We start from the raw sequence: 19384 nt of genomic DNA on the forward strand, positions 1-19384 counted from the left end.
GCGGACCAGCGCATCACGCGCGGGTTCGTATTGGAGATTATTGCCGACGATGCTGCCTGTCGCTTCCTCGCCCAACCGCATGTTTCATGGCGTCCGTTCGGGCCTTCGCGCCCTGCTTCTTTCCTCGGCGCTGCTCGGCGTCGGCGTCCAGCCCCTTGTCGCCCAGACGGTCGACGATGGCGGCGACGTCGCCAGCCAGCAACTCAACCTGCCCAAGGACGTGACCGTCTTTGGCAAGAGCGACCCCAATGTCCGCAAGGCGACGGCGATCGTCAACGGCCGGATCATCACCGGGACGGACATCGACCAGCGCCTTGCGCTCATCATCACGGCCAATGGCGGCAAGGTGGACGCGGAGGAAAAGGAACGGCTGCGCGTACAGGTGCTGCGCAACCTGATCGACGAAACCCTCCAGATCCAGGAAGCCGCCGCCAACGACATCAAGGTCGATCCGGCCGAAGTCCAGCAAAGCTATGAGCGCGTCGCTGCCAATTTCCGCCAGTCGCCGACCCAGTTCGACGCCTATCTGCGCGAAAAGGGCAGCTCGCCCGCCAGCATCAAGCGTCAGATCGAGGGGGAACTCGCCTGGAGCCGCCTGCAACGCCGCAATATCCAGCCCTTCATCAACGTGTCGGAAGACGAAGTGAAGTCGGTGGTCGATCGGCTCAACGCGGCCAAGGGCAGCGACGAATATCGCATCGGCGAAATCTATCTGTCGGCGACGCCTGAAAATCGCCAGCAGGTGATGGCCAATGCGCGCGACATCATTCAACAGATTCAAAAGGGCGGCAGCTTCCCGGCCTATGCCCGGCAATTTTCCGAAGCATCGACGCAATCGGTCGGCGGCGATCTGGGCTGGGTCCGCCCCAGCCAGCTGCCGACCGAACTGGCGCAGGCGGCGGCCGAAATGCAGGTCGGCCAGATCGCCGGTCCGATCGAAACGGCTGGCGGCGTGTCGCTGATCTACGTGATGGACAAGCGCAAGGTGCTGACCGCCGACCCGCGCAATTCGCTGCTCAGCCTGAAACAGCTTTCGGTCCTCTTCCCGCAAGGCACGACCAAGGAACAGGCCAGCGCCAAGGCGGCGTCCTTCGCCGCCGCGGTCAAGGAGATCAAGGGCTGCGGCCAGGCTAATGACGTCGGTTCCAAGATCGGCGCGGACGTGGTCGACAATGACAATGTGAAGGTGCGCGACCTGCCGCCCCAGTTGCAGGACATCCTGATCAATTTGCAGGTTGGGCAAGCGACGCCCCCCTTCGGTTCGATCAACGATGGCGTCCGCGTCCTGGTGGTGTGCGGCCGCGACGATCCCGTCTCCGCCAACGCTCCCAATGCCGAACAGATTCAGGCCCAGTTGGAAGAGGAACGCGTCAACAAGCGCGCGCGCATCTATCTGCGTGACCTTCGTCGCGACGCGGTGATCGAATATAATTGACGCCGCCCCCCTCGCCCCCTTTGCGGTGTCGCTTGGCGATCCGGCCGGTATAGGGCCGGAAATCGTCGCCAAAAGCTGGGTGATGCGCGAAGCGCGCGGCCTGCCGCCTTTCTTCGCGGTCGGCGATGCGGCGTCGCTGCGTGCGGTGTGGCTGGGACCGATCGCCATGATCGGCTCGACCGAGGAAGCCGCCGCCGCCTTCGGCACGGCCTTACCCTGCCTTCAGGTCGCCGAAGCCGGACCGGTCGTGCCGGGCAGCCCCACGATCGACGGCGCGCGCACCGCCTTCCAAGCACTCGAAGTATCGGTCGGCCTCGCGCGGCAGGGGTCCGCCGCGGGAATCGTGACAGCGCCGGTGGGCAAGGAACAGCTTTACGGCGTAGGCTTCACCCACCCCGGCCAGACCGAATTCGTCGCCGAACGCTGCGGCGTATCGCCGCATAATGCGGTGATGATGCTGGCCGGCCCCTCGCTCAAGGTCGTGCCGATCACCATCCATATCCCGCTGGCGCAGGTGCCTGCGGCGCTGACGATCGATCTGATCCGCGCCCGCGCCCTGACCACGGCCAAGGGATTGCAGCGCAATTTCGGCATCGCCCGACCGCGCCTGGCGGTCGCGGGTCTCAACCCCCATGCCGGGGAAAATGGGGCACTCGGCCGCGAGGAGATCGAGGTGATCCGTCCAGCGATCGAAGCGCTGCGCGCGGATGGGCTGGACATTGTCGGCCCGCTTGCCGCCGACGGCATGTTTCATACCCGCGCGCGCGAAACCTATGACGTGGCGCTGTGCATGTATCATGATCAGGCGTTGATCCCGATCAAGACGCTGTCCTTCGATGAAGGCGTCAACATCACGCTCGGCCTGCCGATCGTACGCACCTCGCCCGACCATGGCACCGCTTTCGGCATCGCGGGCACCGACAGCGCCAATCCCGGCGCGATGATGGCCGCGCTCAAGATGGCCGCCGAAGCCGCCCGCGCCCGCCTCGCCCATGGCTGACACGCATCCGGCATTGCCGCCACTCCGGGACGTGATCGCACGCCACGGCTTGGCCGCCAGCAAGGCGCTGGGCCAGAATTTCCTGCTGGACGAACAATTGCTGGACCGGATCGCCGCCATTCCTGGCCCGCTCCGGGAGGCGCCCGCGTTCGAAGTCGGTCCCGGTCCCGGCGGCCTCACCCGCGCGATCCTGCGGGCCGGCGCACGGCTCGTTGCGGTGGAGCGCGACCGGCGCTGCCTGCCAGCGCTTGCCGAACTGGAAGAGGCGTTCCCCGGCCAGTTGCGCGTCATCTCCGGCGACGCGATGGAGGTCGACGCCCGCACGGAAGCCGGTGAAGCCGCGCATATCATCGCCAACCTCCCCTATAATGTCGGCACCCCGCTGCTGGTCGGCTGGCTGTCGGCTGCGTGGGAACCGTTGCCCTGGTGGTCCAGCCTGACGCTGATGTTCCAGATGGAGGTCGCCGAACGCATCGTCGCCAAGGTCGGATCGGACCATTATGGCCGCCTCGCGATCCTGTCCCAATGGCGCAGCGACGCGAAGATCGCGATGAAGGTGCACCGCAGCGCTTTCACCCCGCCCCCCAAAGTCATGTCGGCGGTCGTCCACATCACGCCCAAGCCAGCGCCGGACGGGGTGCAGCTCAAATTTCTCGAACGCCTCACCGCCGCCGCCTTCGGCCAGCGCCGCAAGATGCTGCGCCAAAGTCTGAAAGGGCTGCCCGGCGCCCTTGACGCACTGAAGACGCTGGGCATCGATCCCCAACGCCGCGCCGAAACGGTCAGCGTCGAGGAATTTGTCGCCGTCGCCCGGATTTTAAGTCGATAGTTGCTGCGTGTTCCCGCGCAGGCGGGAACCCAGTCCAGCCGTTAGAACTGGGTTCCCGCCTGCGCGGGAACACGCCATCCTTGATCAACAAGCGCCTTCCCGTCTGGAAACTCCATGTCCCACCTGATCTTGTTCAACAAACCCTATGACATGCTGTCCCAGTTCACCGATCGCGGCACCGACACGGCGCGCGCGACCTTGTCGGACTGCATCGCCGTCCCCGGCGTCTATCCCGCCGGTCGGCTCGATCGCGACAGCGAAGGATTGCTGCTGCTGACCGACGACGGCCGCCTGCAATCGCGCATCGCCGATCCCAAATATAAGACCGCCAAAACCTATCTGGCGCAGGTGGAAGGCGACGTGACCGACGAAGCGCTAGCGACGCTCCGCCGCGGCGTGGACCTCAAGGACGGGCTGACCCGCCCCGCCGATGTCGAACGGATCGAAGACCCCGGCCTGTGGCCCCGCATCCCGCCCATCCGCGTGCGCAAGGCGATTCCCGACAGCTGGATCAGCCTCACCATCCGCGAAGGCCGCAACCGCCAGGTCCGCCGCATGACCGCCGCCGTCGGCCACCCCACGCTGCGCCTCGTGCGCTGGCGCATCGGCGACTGGACGCTCGAAGGCCTGCAACCGGGCGAATGGCGTGAGGTGGAAGTGGGCTAACACTATTGACTTCCGTTCGCCCGGAGCCTGTCGAATGGCGTCTTTCTCCTTATGAGAGAAGAGGCTTCGACAAGCTCAGCCCGAACGGGTTAATTTGAAGGCACCGATTCCGCCCGCACCACCCGCTTCCCCTTGGTCCGGCTGGTCAGATGAAATTGCCGACACCGGTCGCAGCGATAGGGCCGCAACGGCACATCCGCGCGCAACGCCACCGCCAGCGCCGCGTCTTCAGACCTGAAACGCGTCTTCTTCGCGCAAATGCTCAGCCTCGTGCGGATCGCTCAATCCTCCGCCAGAAAGCTGACGCTCCCTTCATCATATAATGTCACCACCAGCGCCATCGCCGCGTCCGACCCGGCCAGACCGGGATCGACCAGCACCTCATCGCTCGCGCATAGCTGCTCGGCCAGCGTCGCCACATCCCCGCTACAATCATAAGCCTGCCCGTCCACGAACAGCGTCAGCGCATTCGCGCCTTGCCGAACGAAGGCAAAGCGGCTCGCCGGATTGCGGCACAGCGCGACGCCCTCCTCCACCAATGCCCGCACATGATCCGCGGCGATCGGTTCGTCCGGCCGGAAATCCATCTCGGGATATTTGCGTTCGCTGACATATTCGCCGAACCAGCGCGCAAAGGTCGCCCGGTCGTTCAGCGCGTCGGCGACCATCGCCTGCAACCGCGCCAGCGCCGCCGTGCCGATCTCCCCCGGATTGGCCTGCGCCGTCAGGTCCGGATCGGCATAGCGGTCGTCATCCTCCATGCCGGTCACGACATGGGCGCAAAATTGCTCGACCAGTTCGCTGCGCGACGGCGCGCGGAAGCCGACCGAATAGGTCATGCAATCATCGCCCACCGCCACGCCATCATGCGCCACGCCCGGCGGCACATAGAGGATGTCGCCCGGCTCCAATATCCATTCCGCCTCCGGCTGGAAATCGGCCAGCAGGCGCAGATCGTCATGCAACAGCAACGGGGTATCGGCGTCGCAGCGCCCCCCGACCTGCCAGCGCCGCCGCCCCAGCCCCTGGATCAGGAACACGTCATATTGGTCATAATGCGCGCCCACCCCGCCCCCGTCGGTGGCGTAGCTGACCATGACATCGTCGATGCGCCAGTTGGGGATGAAGCGGAACGGCGCGATCAGCGTCGCGACATCGGGCACATGGGTATCGACCGCCTGCACCAGCAGCGTCCAGGGATTGCCGTCCATCCGCCCGAACCGCTCTTCGGGCAGCGGGCCATGCTCCACCATCCACTGCGCGTCCGGCCGCCGGATCAGTCGCGATTCGACGCCTTCTTCGCACGCCAGGCCCGCTAGCTCGTCCGGCTCCACCGGATTGACCCAATGCGCCCATGGATTGCGGATCAGCAGCGGTTTCTTCTGCCAATAATCGCGCAGGAACAGGTCGGCGTCGAACGTCTCGAAATACATGGCAGGCCCAATTTAGCCGGCGCGCCTCATGCGCCCGCCCGAACGGCCTTGCCGGGCCAAGCCGACGAAGTCAAAGCGCGTTAAGGCGTTTCGGTCGGCGCGACCTTCGGCACGGTCACCGCGTCCTTGTTCGTCATCGCGACGGCGGGCGGCCCTTTCTGGATCGCAGCAGCCAGCTTGCCGACCGGCGCGCAATCGCCCTTGCACAGCGCCTGCGCCTGCGCCAGCACCTCTTTCGCCCGGGCGACCGCGCCCTTTTCGACCATTGCCTCACCCTGACCCGCCAGGGCGGCGACGTCGGTCGGGTCCAGCAACAGCGCTTCCTTGTACAGGCGGATCGCCTTGCCCTGCAGCCCCTGCGCCCGCGCGACTTCGGCCAGCTCGATAAAGGCCGCACGATTGCGCGGATCGATCGCCAGCGCGCTTTCCAGCGCGTCGTTCGCGCCGTTCAAATTACCGGCCTTGCGCGCGGCTTCGCCCGCCTTCTGCCATTCCACCGACTGCGGATTGATCTGGCTGTCGGGCTTCTGGCTCAGCCCCATGCTCGACACGGTGGTCAGCACGAGCGCAAGCGCGATCGAAGCGGGGGTAAAACGCATGATAGTCTCCAGCCATGTTTCAGGCGTTGATTTCGGCTCATAGCCCACGGCCCAAGTGTCGCGATTTTGCGGGCGCTTGTCCATGCCCTGTTTCACGCCCCCCGGCGCAACCGCGCAAAGAAGAAGCCGTCGCTGCCATCATGGCCGGGCGTCAGCAGCAGGCCGGGACCATGGGGCCGCCCGACGGGCAGATCGACCGGCTCCGCATGCCAGCCCTCATGCCGCGCCAGAAACGCGTCCACCTGGGCGCGCCCTTCCCGCTCAGTCAAGGCGCAGGTCGCATAGATCAGCGCCCCGCCCGGCGCCACCAGCGGCGCGGCGAAATCCAGGATGCGGGCCTGTTCCGCGACCAGCCGGTCGAGCCGCGCCTGCGTCAGCCGCCAGCGCGCCTCCGGGTTACGCCGCCAGGTGCCGGTGCCCGAACAGGGCGCATCGACCAGCACCACGTCCACCGTGCCGTTCAGGCTCTCCAGCCCCCGCGCCTCATGGCTCTGGTCCAGCAGCAGCGTCTCGATGAAGGTCGCGCCCGCCCGCGCCGCGCGCGGCTCCAGCCGCGCCAGCCGCGACCGGATCGTGTCGGCGGCGATCAGCGTCCCCTGCCCGCGCATGGCCGCCGCCAGCGCCAGCGTCTTGCCGCCAGCCCCTGCGCACAGGTCGACCACGGTCATCCCCGGCTGCACGCCGCACGCCGCCGCGATCCACTGGCTGCCGGCATCCTGCACCTCGACCAGCCCGTCTTTCCATGCCGCCTGCTGCTCGACCGGAAACCCTTCGGGCAAGCGCAGTCCATCGGGCAGCCCCGCGATCGACGTCGCGTCGGGCAGCAAAGGCGCGACCGCTTCCGGCGTCGCCTTCAACCGATTGACGCGCAAATCCACCGGCGCTCGCCCCAGCAAAGCGTCCTGCTCCACCGGCGCGGCCAGCAGCGGTTGCAGCCAGCCCGGCACCGCGCCCGCTTGCGCACCCATCTCACCTGGCTCGATCGGCAAGGGCGCATGGGTCGATCCGTCGAACAGCGCCGCAATCTCCGGCCGCTCCAGCGCCAGCCCGATCATCGCCTCGCGCCCCGTCTCGGGCCGCTCCGCCGCGCGCCGGATCGCGTCATAAACATGATCCCGCACCGCGCGCCGATCCCGCGACCCGGCATAGCGCCGTTCCTTGAAATAGCGCGCGATCAGCGTATCGGCCGCTGGCCCGCCATCTCGCGCGGACGCAATGATGGCGTCCAGCAAATCGATCGCGGCCTGGATTCGGGCGGAGGGGGTCATATCCTCCCCGGCACGGGGATGGGGACCACGACGCGAAGCGGCGTGGTGGAGGGGGCGGGCGGCAAACGCAGTCTTACGATAGGCAGCACCCGGCGGCGCTCCCCCTCCACCACTGGCTTCGCCAGCGGTCCCCCTCCCCGTGCCGGGGAGGATTTAACGCGTCGGATAATTGGGCGCTTCCCGCGTGATCGTCACATCATGCACATGGCTTTCCGAAAGCCCCGCATTGGTGATCTGCACGAAGCGCGCGCGTTCCTGCAAATCCTTGATTGTGGCACTGCCAGTATAGCCCATCGCCGCCTTCACGCCGCCGACCAGCTGGTGGATGACATCCTTGGCTGGTCCCTTGAATGGCACCTGGCCTTCGATCCCTTCGGGCACCAGCTTCATCTGGTCCTTGATATCCGCCTGGAAATAACGATCGGCCGACCCGCGCGCCATCGCGCCGACGCTGCCCATGCCGCGATAGCTCTTGTACGCGCGCCCCTGATACAGGAACGTCTCGCCCGGCGCTTCGGCGGTCCCGGCCAGCAGCGATCCGACCATGACGCAACCCGCGCCAGCCGCGAGCGCCTTGGCCAGGTCACCTGACGTGCGCAGCCCGCCATCGGCGATCACCGGCACGCCCTGCTTGGCGGCTTCCTCGGCCGAATCCATCACCGCAGTCAATTGCGGCACGCCCACGCCCGCGACGACGCGGGTGGTGCAGATCGATCCCGGCCCGATGCCCACTTTCACGCAATCCGCGCCCGCGCCGATCAGCGCCTTGGTCGCTTCGGCGGTGGCGACATTGCCCGCGACCACCTGCACATGGTTGGACAGCTTCTTCACCGCTTCCACGGCCGCCGACACCTGCTTGCTATGCCCATGCGCCGTGTCGATGACGATCAGGTCGCATTCCGCATCGATCAGCGCGCGGCTGCGCTCCAGTCCCTTGTCGCCCACCGTGGTCGCGGCGGCGACGCGCAGGCGGCCGGTGCCGTCCTTGGTCGCCTGCGGATAGGTGACCGCCTTCTCGATATCCTTGACTGTGATCAGACCGACGCAATGATAGCCATCATCGACCACCAGCAGCTTTTCAATCCGGCGCTGGTGCAGCAAACGCTGCGCCTCTTCCTGCCCCACGCCGACCTTGACGGTGGCGAGGTTATCCTTGGTCATCAGTTCGCTGACCGGCTGCTTGGGGTTCTCGGCAAAGCGCGTGTCGCGGTGCGTCAATATGCCGACCAGCTTGCCGCTTGACTCCACCACCGGAATCCCGCTGATCTTGTGCCGCTGCATCAGCATCTGCGCATCGGCCAGCGTCGCGGTGGGCAGGATCGTGATCGGGTTGACCACCATGCCGCTCTCGAACCGCTTGACCGCCCGCACGGCGTCGGCCTGCTCCTCGACGGTCATGTTCCGGTGCAACACGCCGATGCCGCCCAGCTGCGCCATGACGATCGCCATGTCCGCTTCGGTCACCGTGTCCATCGCAGACGACAGGATCGGGATGTTCAGCTTGATCTCACGCGTGACGAAGGTGGACGTATCCGCCTGGCTGGGCAGCACATCGGATTCGCCGGGCTGCAACAGCACGTCGTCAAAGGTGAGGCCGAGACGGATTTCCATGGAAAATGCCACTTTCTGCTGCCGGACCGGGCGCGGGTCCGAGGGGGATTTGTGGCGGCCCATGTAACCACTTCATGCCCGCGCGGCCAGACCCCTTGGGGGATTTTATTATGTGGCGAAGCTGAGAGGAAACAAAGCCGGTCGCGTGCCCGTCAGAGGTGAAACGGAGATATTTGTTTGTCCTCTGTCATGCCGGCGAGGGACGAATAAGTCTTCACCGAGAATATCGATGGCGGATGACCAGACTGGCTGCTTTCCGCCATCCCCGTCTGGAATTCGAAAAGGGGGCCAGCCTTTCGGCTCGCCCCCTCCAAGATGTTCAGCCGTGGAAGCGGCGTTAGTAAACGCGCGCCTTGGGCTTCACATATTCGGCTTCGTCGGTCATCGTATAGTCGTGGACCGGGCGATAATCGAGCGTCACCTTGCCGCCCGAACCGCCCCAGCCTTCGAACCAGCTGATGGTGTGCTTCATCCAGTTTTCGTCGTCGCGGTTCGGAAAATCCTCATGCGCATGGGCGCCGCGCAATTCCTTGCGCGCTTCGGCGCCTTCCATCGTGCAGATAGCCTGGCACATCAGATTGTCGAGTTCCAGCGTCTCGATCAGGTCCGTGTTCCAGATCAGCGAGCGGTCCGAAACCTTGACGTCCTGGAGCCGCTTGTTGACCGCCTGCATCTGCGTGACGCCTTCGGACAGCAGCGCGCTGTCGCGGAACACGGCGGCGTGCTTCTGCATGGTGCGCTGCATGTCGAGGCGGATGTCCGCCGTCGGCGTGCTGCCCTTGGCATTGCGATAATGGTCGAGACGCGACAGCGCCAGGTCCGCCGCATCGGCCGGCAGCGCCTTGTGCGGCGCGTTGGGCTTGAGGTTGTCCTTCAGGAACAGGCCGGTGGCGCGGCCGAACACGACAAGGTCGATCAGGCTGTTGGAGCCGAGGCGGTTGGCGCCATGGACCGACACGCAGGCCGCTTCGCCCACCGCGAACAGGCCTTTCACGATAACTTCGGGATCGTCGCCGACCTTCGTCACGACCTGGCCGTGATAGTTACAGGGGATGCCGCCCATATTATAATGGACGGTCGGCGTCACCGGCAGCGGCTGGCGGGTCAGGTCCACGCCCGCGAAAATCTTGCCGCTTTCGGTGATGCCGGGCAGGCGTTCGGCCAGCACCTTGGGATCGATATGGTCGAGGTGCAGGAAGATATGATCCTTATGCTCGCCCACGCCGCGCCCTTCGCGCATTTCCATCGCCATCGAGCGGGATACGACGTCGCGCGACGCCAGATCCTTGGCCGACGGCGCATAGCGTTCCATGAAACGCTCGCCTTCGGAATTGGTGAGGTAGCCGCCCTCGCCACGCGCGCCTTCGGTGATGAGCACGCCCGCGCCGTAGATGCCGGTCGGGTGGAACTGCACGAACTCCAGATCCTGGAGCGGAAGCCCTGCGCGCAGCACCATGCCGCCGCCATCGCCGGTGCAGCTATGCGCCGAGGTGGCGGAGAAATAGGCGCGGCCATAGCCGCCCGTCGCCAGCACGACCGCATGGCTGCGGAAGCGATGGATCGATCCGTCTTCCATGCAGATGGCGATCACACCTCGGCATTCGCCATTTTCCATGATCAGGTCGATGGCGAAATATTCGATATAGAAGTCCGCGTCATATTTCAGCGACTGCTGATAGAGCGCGTGCAGCATGGCGTGGCCGGTCCGATCCGCCGCCGCGCAGGTGCGCTGCACCGGCGGGCCGGCACCCATATTCTGCATATGGCCGCCGAAGGGGCGCTGGTAGATCGTCCCATCCTCGTTCCGACTGAACGGCACGCCGGCATGTTCCAGCTCGATCACGGCCGCAGGCGCTTCACGCACCATATATTCGATCGCGTCCTGATCGCCCAGCCAGTCGGACCCCTTGACGGTGTCGTACATGTGCCAGGTCCAGTGATCGGGCGAGTTGTTGCCCAGCGACGCGGCGATGCCGCCCTGCGCCGCGACGGTGTGCGACCGGGTAGGGAACAATTTGGTGATGCAGGCGGTCTTGAGGCCCGCTTCGGCACTGCCCATGGTCGCGCGCAGGCCTGAGCCGCCCGCGCCCACGACGACCGTGTCGTAGGTGTGGTCGATGATCTTATAGGCTTCGGTCATGGCTTGACGACCCCAATGAAGGCGATCTTGGCGATCGCGAAGACGCCCGCGGCCGCGCCGCCAAAGGCATAGAAATTGAGCACCAGCATGGAGAAGAAGGCCAGACCCTTGTCATGGACATAATCCTCCAGCATCACCTGCATGCCGAGGCGCAGGTGCCAGAAGATGCTGACGATCATCAGCATCAACGGCACGGCGACCAGCGGATTGGCGATCCAGTTGACGACGCTTTCATAGTCGAGACCCGGCAGGCTGAGCAGGCTGAACAGCAGCCACAGCGTCAGCAGCAGGTTGCCGACGGCGGTGTAACGCTGCGCCAGCCAGTGATGCGCGCCGTGACGCGCCGAACCCAGGCCACGGACGCGGCCGATACCAGTACCGTTGCCCATCAGAAGGCCTTTCCGAAGATGAAGAGCCAGACAAGGCCGGTGACCAGCAGCGACGCGACGAACGTCGCGATCGACCATGTCTTGTTGTTGTTCAGCTCGTACCCCGCGCCCATGTCGAGCACGAAATGCCGCAGGCCCGAAAAGAGATGCTGGAAGAAGAACCAGCTCAGGCCGATCATGACCAGATAGCCAAATGGCGACGTCGCGCACTTGACGAAGGTCGCATAGGCCTCCGGCCCGGTCGCGGCGGCCATCAACCACCAGATGAGGCCAAGCGCACCGGCGGTCGCCAGGCCATTGCCCGTCACGCGATGCATGATGGAAACGGCCATCGCCGGTCCCCATTTCCAGATCGTCAAATGCGGCGAGAGCGGCCGGCTGTTGGATCGCGCCATGTCTACCCTAGTCCCTGATACATGTCCCTAAGTCCGCCCCCCTTAAGAGCGATACGCCAAGAGGGCAAGAAGCGGAGCGCGGGAGATTGCCGATGCCCTTTTGGACAGGCCGGGGTGTCAGGCATAAGAAGTGATTAACCAACGCACGCTAAAGGTGGACCCCGAACCGATTATGTCACCAGCAAGGGCCGTCCCCGCATGCCGTCCAGCCTTCCTGCCGCCACCGCCACGCCGGACTATCTGGCGGAAGTCGATCCTACCGGAGAGTTGGCCCGCGCCGCGCGCGAAGTCGGCGACCTGATCGGCGATGAACTGAACAGCGTCGGCGCTGCATTTTTCGCGAGCTATATGCGCGAAACCGGACTGAAGGAGCGGCTGGGGGGCGCCATCATCGCGCGAATCGAACGCGAAGCCGACAATTATGCGCGGGAAAAGCTGCTGCATTTCGCCGAAGGGCGCTGGGCGCGATCGGCCGCCGATTGCGTGCGCCATGCCCGCAAGCATGACGTATCGGTGCGATCGGTGCTGAACGCCGTCGCCGCCGCCAACGAACGCATCACCGACCTGATCTGGGAACGCTGCCACGCGGACGAGGCGCGGTGCCGCCGCCTGCTGCGCATGATGTTGCAGATCGCGATGACCGACTCCGGCTTCATGAGCAACGTCCTGGCGACCGACCAGGCCGAAGCGCAGCGCGCCGAACGGCAGCGTTATGGCACATTGTTCGAACAGCGGATCGTCGGCGAAATCGACGGCGCGTCCAAATTGGGCGAATCGCTGCGCGAACAGGCCAAGGACGCCTCCGCCGCCACGCGCGGCATGTTGGGCAAGGCATCCGAAGTCGCCGCCGCCGCCGAACAATCCGCCCTCGCCATGCGCGAAGCCGCCCGCACGTCGGCCGGCCTGATCCGCGCGATCGAGGATGCCCGCACCGAAGTGGAAAGCGCCGCCGAAGTCGCGCAGCGCGCCTCCGCCCAGTCGAGCGACGCCGTCTCCATGTCTTCCACCCTGTCCGACCATGCCAAGTCGATCGAATCGATCCTGGGCCTGATCCGCGACATTGCCGGGCAGACCAACCTGCTAGCCCTCAACGCCACGATCGAAGCCGCGCGCGCGGGCGATGCGGGCCGCGGCTTTGCCGTCGTCGCGCAGGAAGTGAAGAGCCTGGCCAACCAGACCGCGCGCGCCACCGACGAAATCGCCAACAAGATCGCCGATATCCAGGCATCGACCCGGCAGTCGGTCGAAACCAACGAACGGATCCGCGACACGGTAGGCGAAGTGAAGGCGAGCGCCGAACGCATCCGCCACGCCATGGACGCGCAGGCGCAGACCGTCACCATGATCACCGCCGCCGTCGACGAAACCGCCCTGGCCGCCGATTCGATGTCCACCACCATCTCCGCGATCCGCCAGGATACCGAAGTCGTCGCATCGGAAATCGACCAGCTGGAACGCGGCTTCGTAAGCGTCGAAGGCAAGCTCGCCAGCCTGCGCAACGCGTCGTCGGATTTTGGGCGGCAGGTGGCCTGAGCGGCGAATTTTAGAGCCGAAGTCAAATCGGATCATAACGTCATCCCGGGCTTGACCCGGGATCCCGCTTCTTCATTTCATCCTTTACTCAGTGGCTTGAAGAACAGCCGGACCCCGGCTCAAGGCCGGGGTGACGAAATTTCGAATGGCGGAAATACACCTCCGCCCACAATCCCATCCCGCTTCCCCTCCCCCGCCGCCTCGGCTAAAGGCGGCGGGATGAACGATGTCGCCACGCCAGTGCAAAGCTGGAAAGTCACCCTGCCCTGCACCCGCGCCGAAGCCGAAGCGCTGGACGGGGACATCGCGGCCTTCACGCTGATGGAACATCCGCCGGTGCTGATGACCAGCGAGGCGACGCCGGATGACGAAGATGCCTGGCAACTCGACGCCTATTTCGAAGGGAAACCCAGCCCGGCCGCGATCAAGCTGCTCAAGACGCTGGTGCCCAGCGCCGCGCGGGTCAAGCCGCTGGTCGAGGCGCTGCCCGACGAGGATTGGGTGACGCTGAGCCAGCAGGGGCTGGAGCCGGTGACCGCCGGGCGCTTCCATGTCCGCAATATCGCTAGCGACCCTGAATTGCCCGGCCACGTCAATCTGCTGATCGAAGCGGGTCGCGCCTTTGGCACCGGGCAGCATGAAACGACGGCGGGCTGCCTCGCCATGCTCGACCGGATGCGCCGGGTGGGGATGCGCTTTGCCCATGTCGCCGATATAGGCACCGGCACCGGCCTACTCGCCTTCGCCGCGCTAAATCTGTGGCCCCGCGCCCGCGCCATCGCATCGGACATCGACGCCGTGGCGGTGGAGATCAGTGCCGACAATGCGCGCGCCAACGGCATCGCGCTGGGCGACGGACCGGGTCGGCTGGCGCTGGTGACGGCGGCGGGCGGCAATCATCCCGCGTTGGTCGGGCGCGCGCCCTATGACCTGCTGATCGCCAACATCCTGGCCGGACCGTTGATCGAGCTGGCGCCCTCCTTATGCGCGCTGGTCGAGGATGGCGGCACGATCGTGCTCGCCGGGTTGCTGAACACGCAAGCCGACGCAGTGATCGCCGCCTATCGGGCGCAGGGGATGCGGCTGGCCGAACGCAGCGACCGGGGCGATTGGCCGACCCTGCGCCTGCGCAAGCGGCCGAGCATCGGCTGGAAACGGCCCAAGCGCATCAATCCCGCCGCGCGCGGCGAAGCGCCCGGTTTCGGCAGCATTTGACCCTTAGCGAAGGTATCGACCATGAGCATCACCCGCACCGTCATCGTTCAGAATATGGCCGGCTCACCCTTCGAGCATGTCGCCGTGTTCGATGACACGGCTGGCCCATTACCGGGCGTGCTGCTCTTCCCCAATGTGCTGGGCACCAAGGAAGCCGACTTTGCTTATGCGGAAAAGGTCGCGGCGCTGGGCTATGCGGTGCTGGTCGCCGACGTCTATGGACAGGGCAAGCGCACCAGCCGGGCCGATAGCGATGCCGGGCGTTACATGAACGCGCTGAACGCCGACCGCGCCTTATTGCGGGAGCGGGTGAACGGCGTGCATGACGTGCTCAAGGGGCTGGCGCAAGTCGATGCGACGCGCACCGCGGCGATCGGCTTCTGCTTCGGCGGCAAATGCGTGCTGGATCTCGCCCGTTCCGGCGCGGACATTGCCGGCGGCGTCAGCTTCCATGGCGTTTATGACGTGCCGCCTTTCCCCAATGCCGCAATCACCGCAAAGCTGCTGGTGTGCCATGGCTGGGACGACCCCATCGCACCGCCGGAAGCGACCGTCGGCCTGGCGCGCGAACTGACGAATGCGGGCTGCGACTGGCAGATCCACGCCTATGGCGGGACCGGTCACGCCTTCACCGACGAAGCCGTCAACATGCCGGAAAAGGGATTGGCCTATAGCCCCAGCGCCGATCGCCGCAGCTTCCGCGCGATGGTGGATTTCCTGGCGGAACTGTTCAATTAATCTTCCGCTCGTTCGAGCGAAGTCGAGAAACTTGTGCGGGAGCGTTACTCGACCTCGCTCGAAACGAACGGAGAGTAGGATTGTCTCACCGCGTCGGGATGCGCCGCGCGCTCGCCAGATGGTGCGCATGGGTGATCGCGACCGCCAGCGCATCCGACGCATCCGGCCCGACGATCTTCGCGCCGGGCAGCAGCCGCGACACCATGGCATGGACCTGATCCTTCGACGCATTGCCTACGCCAACCACCGATTTCTTGACGAGGCGCGCGGCATATTCGCCGACCTCCATGCCCGATCGCGCCGCATTGAGCAGGATCACGCCGCGCGCCTGCCCCAGTTTCAGCGTCGATTGCGGGTTCACATTGACGAACACCTCCTCCACCGCCGCGCCATCGGGCCGATGTTCGAGGATAAGGTCGGTCAACGCCAGATCGAGCGCCAGCAACCGCGTCGACAACGCCATGGCGCTATCGGTCTTGATCTGGCCATTGGCGATATGGGTCAGCCGATTGCCATCGGCGGCGATCAGCCCCCAGCCGGTCGTGCCAAGGCCGGGGTCGAGGCCCAGGAGAATCATGCGCTTATCCTCTCCCCGCCGGGGAGAGGATAGCAAGGCTTGCCGACCTGTCGGCTAGCCGCGCTTGGAGAGGGGGTAGAGCCGCCAAGGCTGCGCAACCCTCTCCCCCACGGGGAGAGGGATTGGAGATCAACCCAGTTTCTCCATCACGTCGTCGGACACTTCGTAATTGCCCCAGACGGTCTGGACGTCGTCATCGTCTTCCAGCGTATCGACCAGCTTCAACAGCGTGGCGGCGTTGGATTCGTCGACTTCCATGGTCGTCTGCGGCTTCCAGGCGAGCTTCGCGCTGTCGGCGGCGCCAATCTTGGCTTCCAGCGCCTTGGCGACTTCATGGAGCGCGTCCATCGCGGTCCAGATTTCATGCTCGTCCTCGTTGGACGACACGTCCTCCGCGCCCGCTTCCAGCGCCGCTTCGAAGATCGCGTCGGCGTCCCCGGCTGCGGCGGGATAGGTGATCAGGCCCACCCGATCGAAACCATGGCTGACCGCGCCCGAAGCGCCCAGATTGCCGCCATTCTTGGAGAAAGCAGTGCGCACATTGGTCGCGGTGCGGTTGCGATTGTCGGTCAGCGCTTCGACGATGATGGCGATGCCGCCGGGGCCATAGCCCTCATAGCGTACTTCCTCATAATTCTCGCCGCCCGCCGCGTTCGCCTTGTCGATCGCACGCTGGATATTGTCCTTGGGCATGGACTGCGCCTTGGCAGCGTTGACCGCCAGGCGCAGGCGCGGGTTCATGTCCGGATCGGGCATGCCCATCTTGGCTGCGACGGTGATTTCGCGGCTAAGCTTGGAGAACATCGAGGAACGCTTCTTGTCCTGTGCGCCCTTGCGATGCATGATGTTCTTGAATTTGGAATGGCCGGCCACGGCCTTCTCCCCAATATTTCTGTGAAAGCGAAGGGCGCTCTCTAGCGAGCAGCGCCCGTTCGCGCAACTCAGAGCGGGGATCCGATTGCATCGGATCACCGCTCCAAGTTACAGGTTTACGCGATTTCCGAGTCATCAGATGATTTCATCTGATTGGAAATCGCTTTAGACGAGGATTGCGGTGCCCGACGCCGACACCATCAGCATCGACCCGTTGGACCCGATGACTTCATAGTCGAGATCGACGCCCACTACCGCATTGGCGCCCAGCGCCGCCGCGCGCGTGCGCATTTCGCCGATCGCCTGTTCGCGGGCGCGCTGCAGCACATCCTCATAAGCGCCCGATCGCCCGCCCACGATATCGCGGACGCTGGCGAACAGGTCGCGAAACAGGTTGGCGCCCACGATCACCTCGCCGGTGACGATGCCCAGATACTCCTTCGCAGGCCGCCCTTCCAAGCGGCTGGTGGTGCTGACGATGACATCAGACATGGGGCGCTTCTCCTGAATTACCGAGGGTTATTCCATTCCCAGCGCGGCGAGATAGGTCTGGAGGATGGCTTCCATTTCCTGCCGGTCGTGCGGCTGCATTTTGCGCAGGCGGACGATCTGGCGCATGATCTTGCCGTCATAGCCGTTTGACTTGGCCTCCAGGTAGACGTCCTTGATATCGTCGCCGATGCCCTTCTTTTCCTCTTCCAGCCGCTCGATGCGCTCGATGAAAAGGCGTAGCTGGTCGGCGGCGACGTTGGGTTCGCTCATGGGTCTTGTCTCCAAACTGTGAATCGGTTGGAGGGCGTCCTAGTGATTGTCGGCGTTCTTCGCCACACTCTCTTTCATCCGCGCCAACTGCTCCGGCGTCGCGTCGCCCTGATGCCGCTCTTTCCACTCGGCAAACGGCATGCCGTGGATGATTTCGCGCGCCTGATCGCGCGTCATCTCCCCGTCCGCCTCCGCGATCCAGTCGGCCAGGCAGTTGCGGCAAAAGCCCGCCAGACCCATCAGGTCGATATTCTGGACGTCGGTGCGATGCTGCAAATGCGCGACCAGGCGGCGGAAGGCGGTTGCGGCCACGGCATCTGTGACTATGCTGTCCGTCATCGGTGGGAGAAACCTTTCGCTGATCTACATCATCCTGTCGTGCAGCACGGATAACCCATAACGACGCACTGGCAAGCCCCACGCGGCAGGCGAGCAGCGATCAGACGGTCAGGAGAAGACATGACGAAATTACCGCCCCGTTCGCGCAAGGTCCGCATCTTGGCGACCCTTGGCCCCGCGAGCGATACGCCCGACATGATCCGGGCGCTGTTCGTCGCCGGGGCCGACGCCTTCCGCATCAATATGAGCCATGGCGCGCATGAGGATCATGCCGCGCGCATCGCCATCATCCGCGCGCTGGAAAAGGAATTTCAGCGGCCAACCACGATCCTGGGCGATCTGCAAGGCCCAAAGCTGCGCGTCGGCACCTTCGAAAAGGGGCTGGCGCTATTGGAACGCGGCATGGCTTTCACCCTGGACCGCGACGAAACGCCAGGCAACGCGCGCCGCGTGAACCTGCCCCACCCGGAAATCTACGCCGCGCTGGTGCCCGAAACCCGGCTGTTGCTGGACGACGGCAAGATGGTGCTGCGGGTGAAGGCCATCACCGCGGACCGGATCGAGACGATCGTGGAGGTCGGCGGCACCCTGTCCAACCGCAAGGGCGTGAACGTGCCCGACGTGGTCGTGCCGGTGCCCGCGCTGACCGACAAGGATCGCCGCGACCTCAGCTTTGCGATGCAACAGGGCTGCGACTGGATCGCTTTGAGCTTCGTACAGCGGCCCGAGGATCTGGCCGAAGCGCGCAAGCTGATGGGCGGCTATGGATCGCTGATGGCGAAGATCGAAAAGCCGTCCGCCGTGCAGCGGCTGGAGGAGATTATCGAACTGGCCGACGGTGTCATGGTCGCGCGTGGCGACCTAGGCGTGGAACTGCCGCCGCAATCAGTGCCGCCGCTGCAAAAGCAGATCGTCGCCACCGCGCGCCGCATGGGCCGCCCGGTGGTGGTCGCGACCCAGATGCTCGAATCGATGATCAAATCGCCCTCGCCCACCCGCGCCGAAGTGTCGGACGTGGCGACGGCGGTCTATGACGGCGCGGACGCGATCATGCTGTCAGCGGAAACCGCGGCGGGCGACTGGCCGGTCGAGGCGGTGACGATGATGGACAGCATCGCGCACAGCGTCGAGCGCGATCCGGGCTATTTCGGGCGGCTTCATTATACCGAGACGAAGCCGGACCCGACCACGGCCGACGCGCTGGCCGAAGCGGCCGGTAATATCGTGGGCATCGTCGGCGCCAGCGTCATCACATGCTTCACCCTGTCGGGCAGCACCGTGCGCCGCGTGGCGCGCGAACGGCCCAACGCGCCGATCCTGGCGCTGACCCCGCGATCGGACACGGCACGCAAGCTGGGCCTGACCTGGGGCGTCCACGCCATCCGTACCAAAGATATCGGGACGTTCGAGGAGATGATCGGCAAGGCGCGTCGCATGGCGCTGCGCCACGACATGGCCGAAAAGGGTGGCAAGATCGTGGTGCTGGCCGGTGTCCCCTTCGGCACGCCGGGATCGACCAACGTGCTGCACGTCACCGCGATTCGCGGCGACGAGTTGAAAGGCCGCGACGAGGGGTAAGTGC

At 65.2% G+C, this 19384-nt stretch carries 20 protein-coding genes; 8 read left to right on the forward strand and 12 right to left on the reverse strand.

All coding sequences use genetic code 11. The annotated features are described in order from the left end of the window. Positions 1–49: 49 nt before the first annotated feature. The 4 genes from U5A89_RS15320 (at position 50) to U5A89_RS15335 (ending at position 3930) form a co-directional block, all read left to right on the forward strand. Positions 50–1435 (forward strand): peptidylprolyl isomerase, encoded by a 1386-nt coding sequence (locus tag U5A89_RS15320; RefSeq protein WP_338161929.1) that lies wholly within the window; start codon positions 50–52, stop codon positions 1433–1435. Continuing rightward, positions 1428–2435 carry a 4-hydroxythreonine-4-phosphate dehydrogenase PdxA gene (gene pdxA, locus U5A89_RS15325; protein WP_338163073.1) on the forward strand — a complete coding sequence of 336 codons (1008 nt, stop codon included), beginning with the start codon at positions 1428–1430 and terminating at the stop codon, positions 2433–2435. Before U5A89_RS15320 ends, pdxA begins: the two co-directional genes overlap by 8 nt. Further along, complete coding sequence (gene rsmA / locus U5A89_RS15330) at positions 2428–3264, forward strand: 16S rRNA (adenine(1518)-N(6)/adenine(1519)-N(6))-dimethyltransferase RsmA (RefSeq protein WP_338161930.1); 837 nt, start codon at positions 2428–2430, stop codon at positions 3262–3264. The genes pdxA and rsmA overlap by 8 nt, the downstream gene beginning before the upstream one ends. A gap of 114 nt (positions 3265–3378) precedes the next feature. Continuing rightward, positions 3379–3930 carry a pseudouridine synthase gene (locus U5A89_RS15335; RefSeq protein WP_338161931.1) on the forward strand — a complete coding sequence of 184 codons (552 nt, stop codon included), beginning with the start codon at positions 3379–3381 and terminating at the stop codon, positions 3928–3930. A gap of 281 nt (positions 3931–4211) precedes the next feature. Here the strand turns inward: U5A89_RS15335 and U5A89_RS15340 are convergent, their stop codons facing one another. From U5A89_RS15340 to sdhC, 7 genes are all read right to left on the reverse strand, one after another. Then, positions 4212–5363: a ribosomal protein uL16 3-hydroxylase gene (locus tag U5A89_RS15340; protein WP_338161932.1), complete on the reverse strand. Its 1152-nt coding sequence runs from the start codon at positions 5361–5363 to the stop codon at positions 4212–4214. 80 nt (positions 5364–5443) lie between these two features. Then, positions 5444–5962: a tetratricopeptide repeat protein gene (locus tag U5A89_RS15345; RefSeq protein WP_338161933.1), complete on the reverse strand. Its 519-nt coding sequence runs from the start codon at positions 5960–5962 to the stop codon at positions 5444–5446. A 92-nt stretch (positions 5963–6054) separates the two neighbouring features. Beyond that, positions 6055–7230: an RsmB/NOP family class I SAM-dependent RNA methyltransferase gene (locus U5A89_RS15350; RefSeq protein WP_338161934.1), complete on the reverse strand. Its 1176-nt coding sequence runs from the start codon at positions 7228–7230 to the stop codon at positions 6055–6057. Positions 7231–7383: 153 nt separating this feature from the next. Beyond that, complete coding sequence (gene guaB, locus U5A89_RS15355; RefSeq protein WP_338161935.1) at positions 7384–8841, reverse strand: IMP dehydrogenase; 1458 nt, start codon at positions 8839–8841, stop codon at positions 7384–7386. A 337-nt stretch (positions 8842–9178) separates the two neighbouring features. Next, a complete protein-coding gene (gene sdhA, locus U5A89_RS15360; protein WP_338161936.1) occupies positions 9179–10981 on the reverse strand; it encodes a succinate dehydrogenase flavoprotein subunit in 1803 nt (600 codons plus the stop codon). Next, positions 10978–11370, reverse strand: coding sequence for a succinate dehydrogenase, hydrophobic membrane anchor protein (sdhD, locus tag U5A89_RS15365; RefSeq protein ID WP_338161937.1), 393 nt, complete (start codon positions 11368–11370; stop codon positions 10978–10980). Before sdhD ends, sdhA begins: the two co-directional genes overlap by 4 nt. Beyond that, entirely contained in the window at positions 11370–11765 is a 396-nt protein-coding gene (sdhC, locus tag U5A89_RS15370) for a succinate dehydrogenase, cytochrome b556 subunit (protein WP_338161938.1), read from the reverse strand. The genes sdhD and sdhC overlap by 1 nt, the downstream gene beginning before the upstream one ends. Positions 11766–11963: 198 nt before the next feature. On the opposite strand from sdhC, the gene U5A89_RS15375 reads away from it, so the two are divergent. The 3 genes from U5A89_RS15375 to U5A89_RS15385 all read left to right on the forward strand — a co-directional run bounded on the left by U5A89_RS15375 (position 11964) and on the right by U5A89_RS15385 (position 15251). Continuing rightward, a complete protein-coding gene (locus U5A89_RS15375) occupies positions 11964–13298 on the forward strand; it encodes a methyl-accepting chemotaxis protein (RefSeq protein WP_338161939.1) in 1335 nt (444 codons plus the stop codon). 219 nt (positions 13299–13517) lie between these two features. Further along, positions 13518–14513: a 50S ribosomal protein L11 methyltransferase gene (locus U5A89_RS15380; RefSeq protein WP_338161940.1), complete on the forward strand. Its 996-nt coding sequence runs from the start codon at positions 13518–13520 to the stop codon at positions 14511–14513. A 21-nt stretch (positions 14514–14534) separates the two neighbouring features. After that, positions 14535–15251, forward strand: coding sequence for a dienelactone hydrolase family protein (locus U5A89_RS15385; RefSeq protein WP_338161941.1), 717 nt, complete (start codon positions 14535–14537; stop codon positions 15249–15251). Between the two features lie 85 nt (positions 15252–15336). Here U5A89_RS15385 and ruvC read toward each other — a convergent pair whose 3' ends face one another. The 5 genes from ruvC to U5A89_RS15410 all read right to left on the reverse strand — a co-directional run bounded on the left by ruvC (position 15337) and on the right by U5A89_RS15410 (position 17802). Beyond that, positions 15337–15828 carry a crossover junction endodeoxyribonuclease RuvC gene (gene ruvC / locus U5A89_RS15390; protein WP_338161942.1) on the reverse strand — a complete coding sequence of 164 codons (492 nt, stop codon included), beginning with the start codon at positions 15826–15828 and terminating at the stop codon, positions 15337–15339. A 129-nt stretch (positions 15829–15957) separates the two neighbouring features. After that, positions 15958–16701, reverse strand: coding sequence for a YebC/PmpR family DNA-binding transcriptional regulator (locus U5A89_RS15395; protein WP_338161943.1), 744 nt, complete (start codon positions 16699–16701; stop codon positions 15958–15960). A 165-nt stretch (positions 16702–16866) separates the two neighbouring features. Then, positions 16867–17193 carry a heavy metal-binding domain-containing protein gene (locus tag U5A89_RS15400; RefSeq protein ID WP_338161944.1) on the reverse strand — a complete coding sequence of 109 codons (327 nt, stop codon included), beginning with the start codon at positions 17191–17193 and terminating at the stop codon, positions 16867–16869. Positions 17194–17220: 27 nt separating this feature from the next. After that, positions 17221–17463 carry a DUF2312 domain-containing protein gene (locus tag U5A89_RS15405; RefSeq protein WP_338161945.1) on the reverse strand — a complete coding sequence of 81 codons (243 nt, stop codon included), beginning with the start codon at positions 17461–17463 and terminating at the stop codon, positions 17221–17223. A 39-nt stretch (positions 17464–17502) separates the two neighbouring features. Continuing rightward, positions 17503–17802 (reverse strand): DUF1244 domain-containing protein, encoded by a 300-nt coding sequence (locus tag U5A89_RS15410; RefSeq protein ID WP_338161946.1) that lies wholly within the window; start codon positions 17800–17802, stop codon positions 17503–17505. A 120-nt stretch (positions 17803–17922) separates the two neighbouring features. Here U5A89_RS15410 and pyk point away from each other — a divergent pair, with 120 nt between their 5' ends. Then, complete coding sequence (gene pyk / locus U5A89_RS15415; RefSeq protein ID WP_338161947.1) at positions 17923–19380, forward strand: pyruvate kinase; 1458 nt, start codon at positions 17923–17925, stop codon at positions 19378–19380. Positions 19381–19384: the final 4 nt, after the last annotated feature.

Source organism: Sphingobium sp. HWE2-09 (assembly GCF_035989265.1).
GTDB lineage: Bacteria > Pseudomonadota > Alphaproteobacteria > Sphingomonadales > Sphingomonadaceae > Sphingobium.

What these genes read in the sequence shown, in the direction of transcription:
- pyk (WP_338161947.1), top strand. Translation starts at nt 17,923, where the DNA reads ATGACGAAATTACCGCCCCGTTCGCGCAAGGTCCGCATCTTGGCGACC.
- sdhC (WP_338161938.1), bottom strand. Translation starts at nt 11,765, where the DNA reads ATGGCGCGATCCAACAGCCGGCCGCTCTCGCCGCATTTGACGATCTGG.
- rsmA (WP_338161930.1), top strand. Translation starts at nt 2,428, where the DNA reads ATGGCTGACACGCATCCGGCATTGCCGCCACTCCGGGACGTGATCGCA.
- U5A89_RS15345 (WP_338161933.1), bottom strand. Translation starts at nt 5,962, where the DNA reads ATGCGTTTTACCCCCGCTTCGATCGCGCTTGCGCTCGTGCTGACCACC.
- U5A89_RS15385 (WP_338161941.1), top strand. Translation starts at nt 14,535, where the DNA reads ATGAGCATCACCCGCACCGTCATCGTTCAGAATATGGCCGGCTCACCC.
- U5A89_RS15410 (WP_338161946.1), bottom strand. Translation starts at nt 17,802, where the DNA reads ATGACGGACAGCATAGTCACAGATGCCGTGGCCGCAACCGCCTTCCGC.
- U5A89_RS15380 (WP_338161940.1), top strand. Translation starts at nt 13,518, where the DNA reads ATGAACGATGTCGCCACGCCAGTGCAAAGCTGGAAAGTCACCCTGCCC.
- ruvC (WP_338161942.1), bottom strand. Translation starts at nt 15,828, where the DNA reads ATGATTCTCCTGGGCCTCGACCCCGGCCTTGGCACGACCGGCTGGGGG.
- U5A89_RS15350 (WP_338161934.1), bottom strand. Translation starts at nt 7,230, where the DNA reads ATGACCCCCTCCGCCCGAATCCAGGCCGCGATCGATTTGCTGGACGCC.
- U5A89_RS15405 (WP_338161945.1), bottom strand. Translation starts at nt 17,463, where the DNA reads ATGAGCGAACCCAACGTCGCCGCCGACCAGCTACGCCTTTTCATCGAG.
- sdhA (WP_338161936.1), bottom strand. Translation starts at nt 10,981, where the DNA reads ATGACCGAAGCCTATAAGATCATCGACCACACCTACGACACGGTCGTC.
- guaB (WP_338161935.1), bottom strand. Translation starts at nt 8,841, where the DNA reads ATGGAAATCCGTCTCGGCCTCACCTTTGACGACGTGCTGTTGCAGCCC.
- U5A89_RS15340 (WP_338161932.1), bottom strand. Translation starts at nt 5,363, where the DNA reads ATGTATTTCGAGACGTTCGACGCCGACCTGTTCCTGCGCGATTATTGG.
- U5A89_RS15335 (WP_338161931.1), top strand. Translation starts at nt 3,379, where the DNA reads ATGTCCCACCTGATCTTGTTCAACAAACCCTATGACATGCTGTCCCAG.
- U5A89_RS15320 (WP_338161929.1), top strand. Translation starts at nt 50, where the DNA reads ATGCTGCCTGTCGCTTCCTCGCCCAACCGCATGTTTCATGGCGTCCGT.
- sdhD (WP_338161937.1), bottom strand. Translation starts at nt 11,370, where the DNA reads ATGGGCAACGGTACTGGTATCGGCCGCGTCCGTGGCCTGGGTTCGGCG.
- U5A89_RS15400 (WP_338161944.1), bottom strand. Translation starts at nt 17,193, where the DNA reads ATGTCTGATGTCATCGTCAGCACCACCAGCCGCTTGGAAGGGCGGCCT.
- U5A89_RS15375 (WP_338161939.1), top strand. Translation starts at nt 11,964, where the DNA reads ATGCCGTCCAGCCTTCCTGCCGCCACCGCCACGCCGGACTATCTGGCG.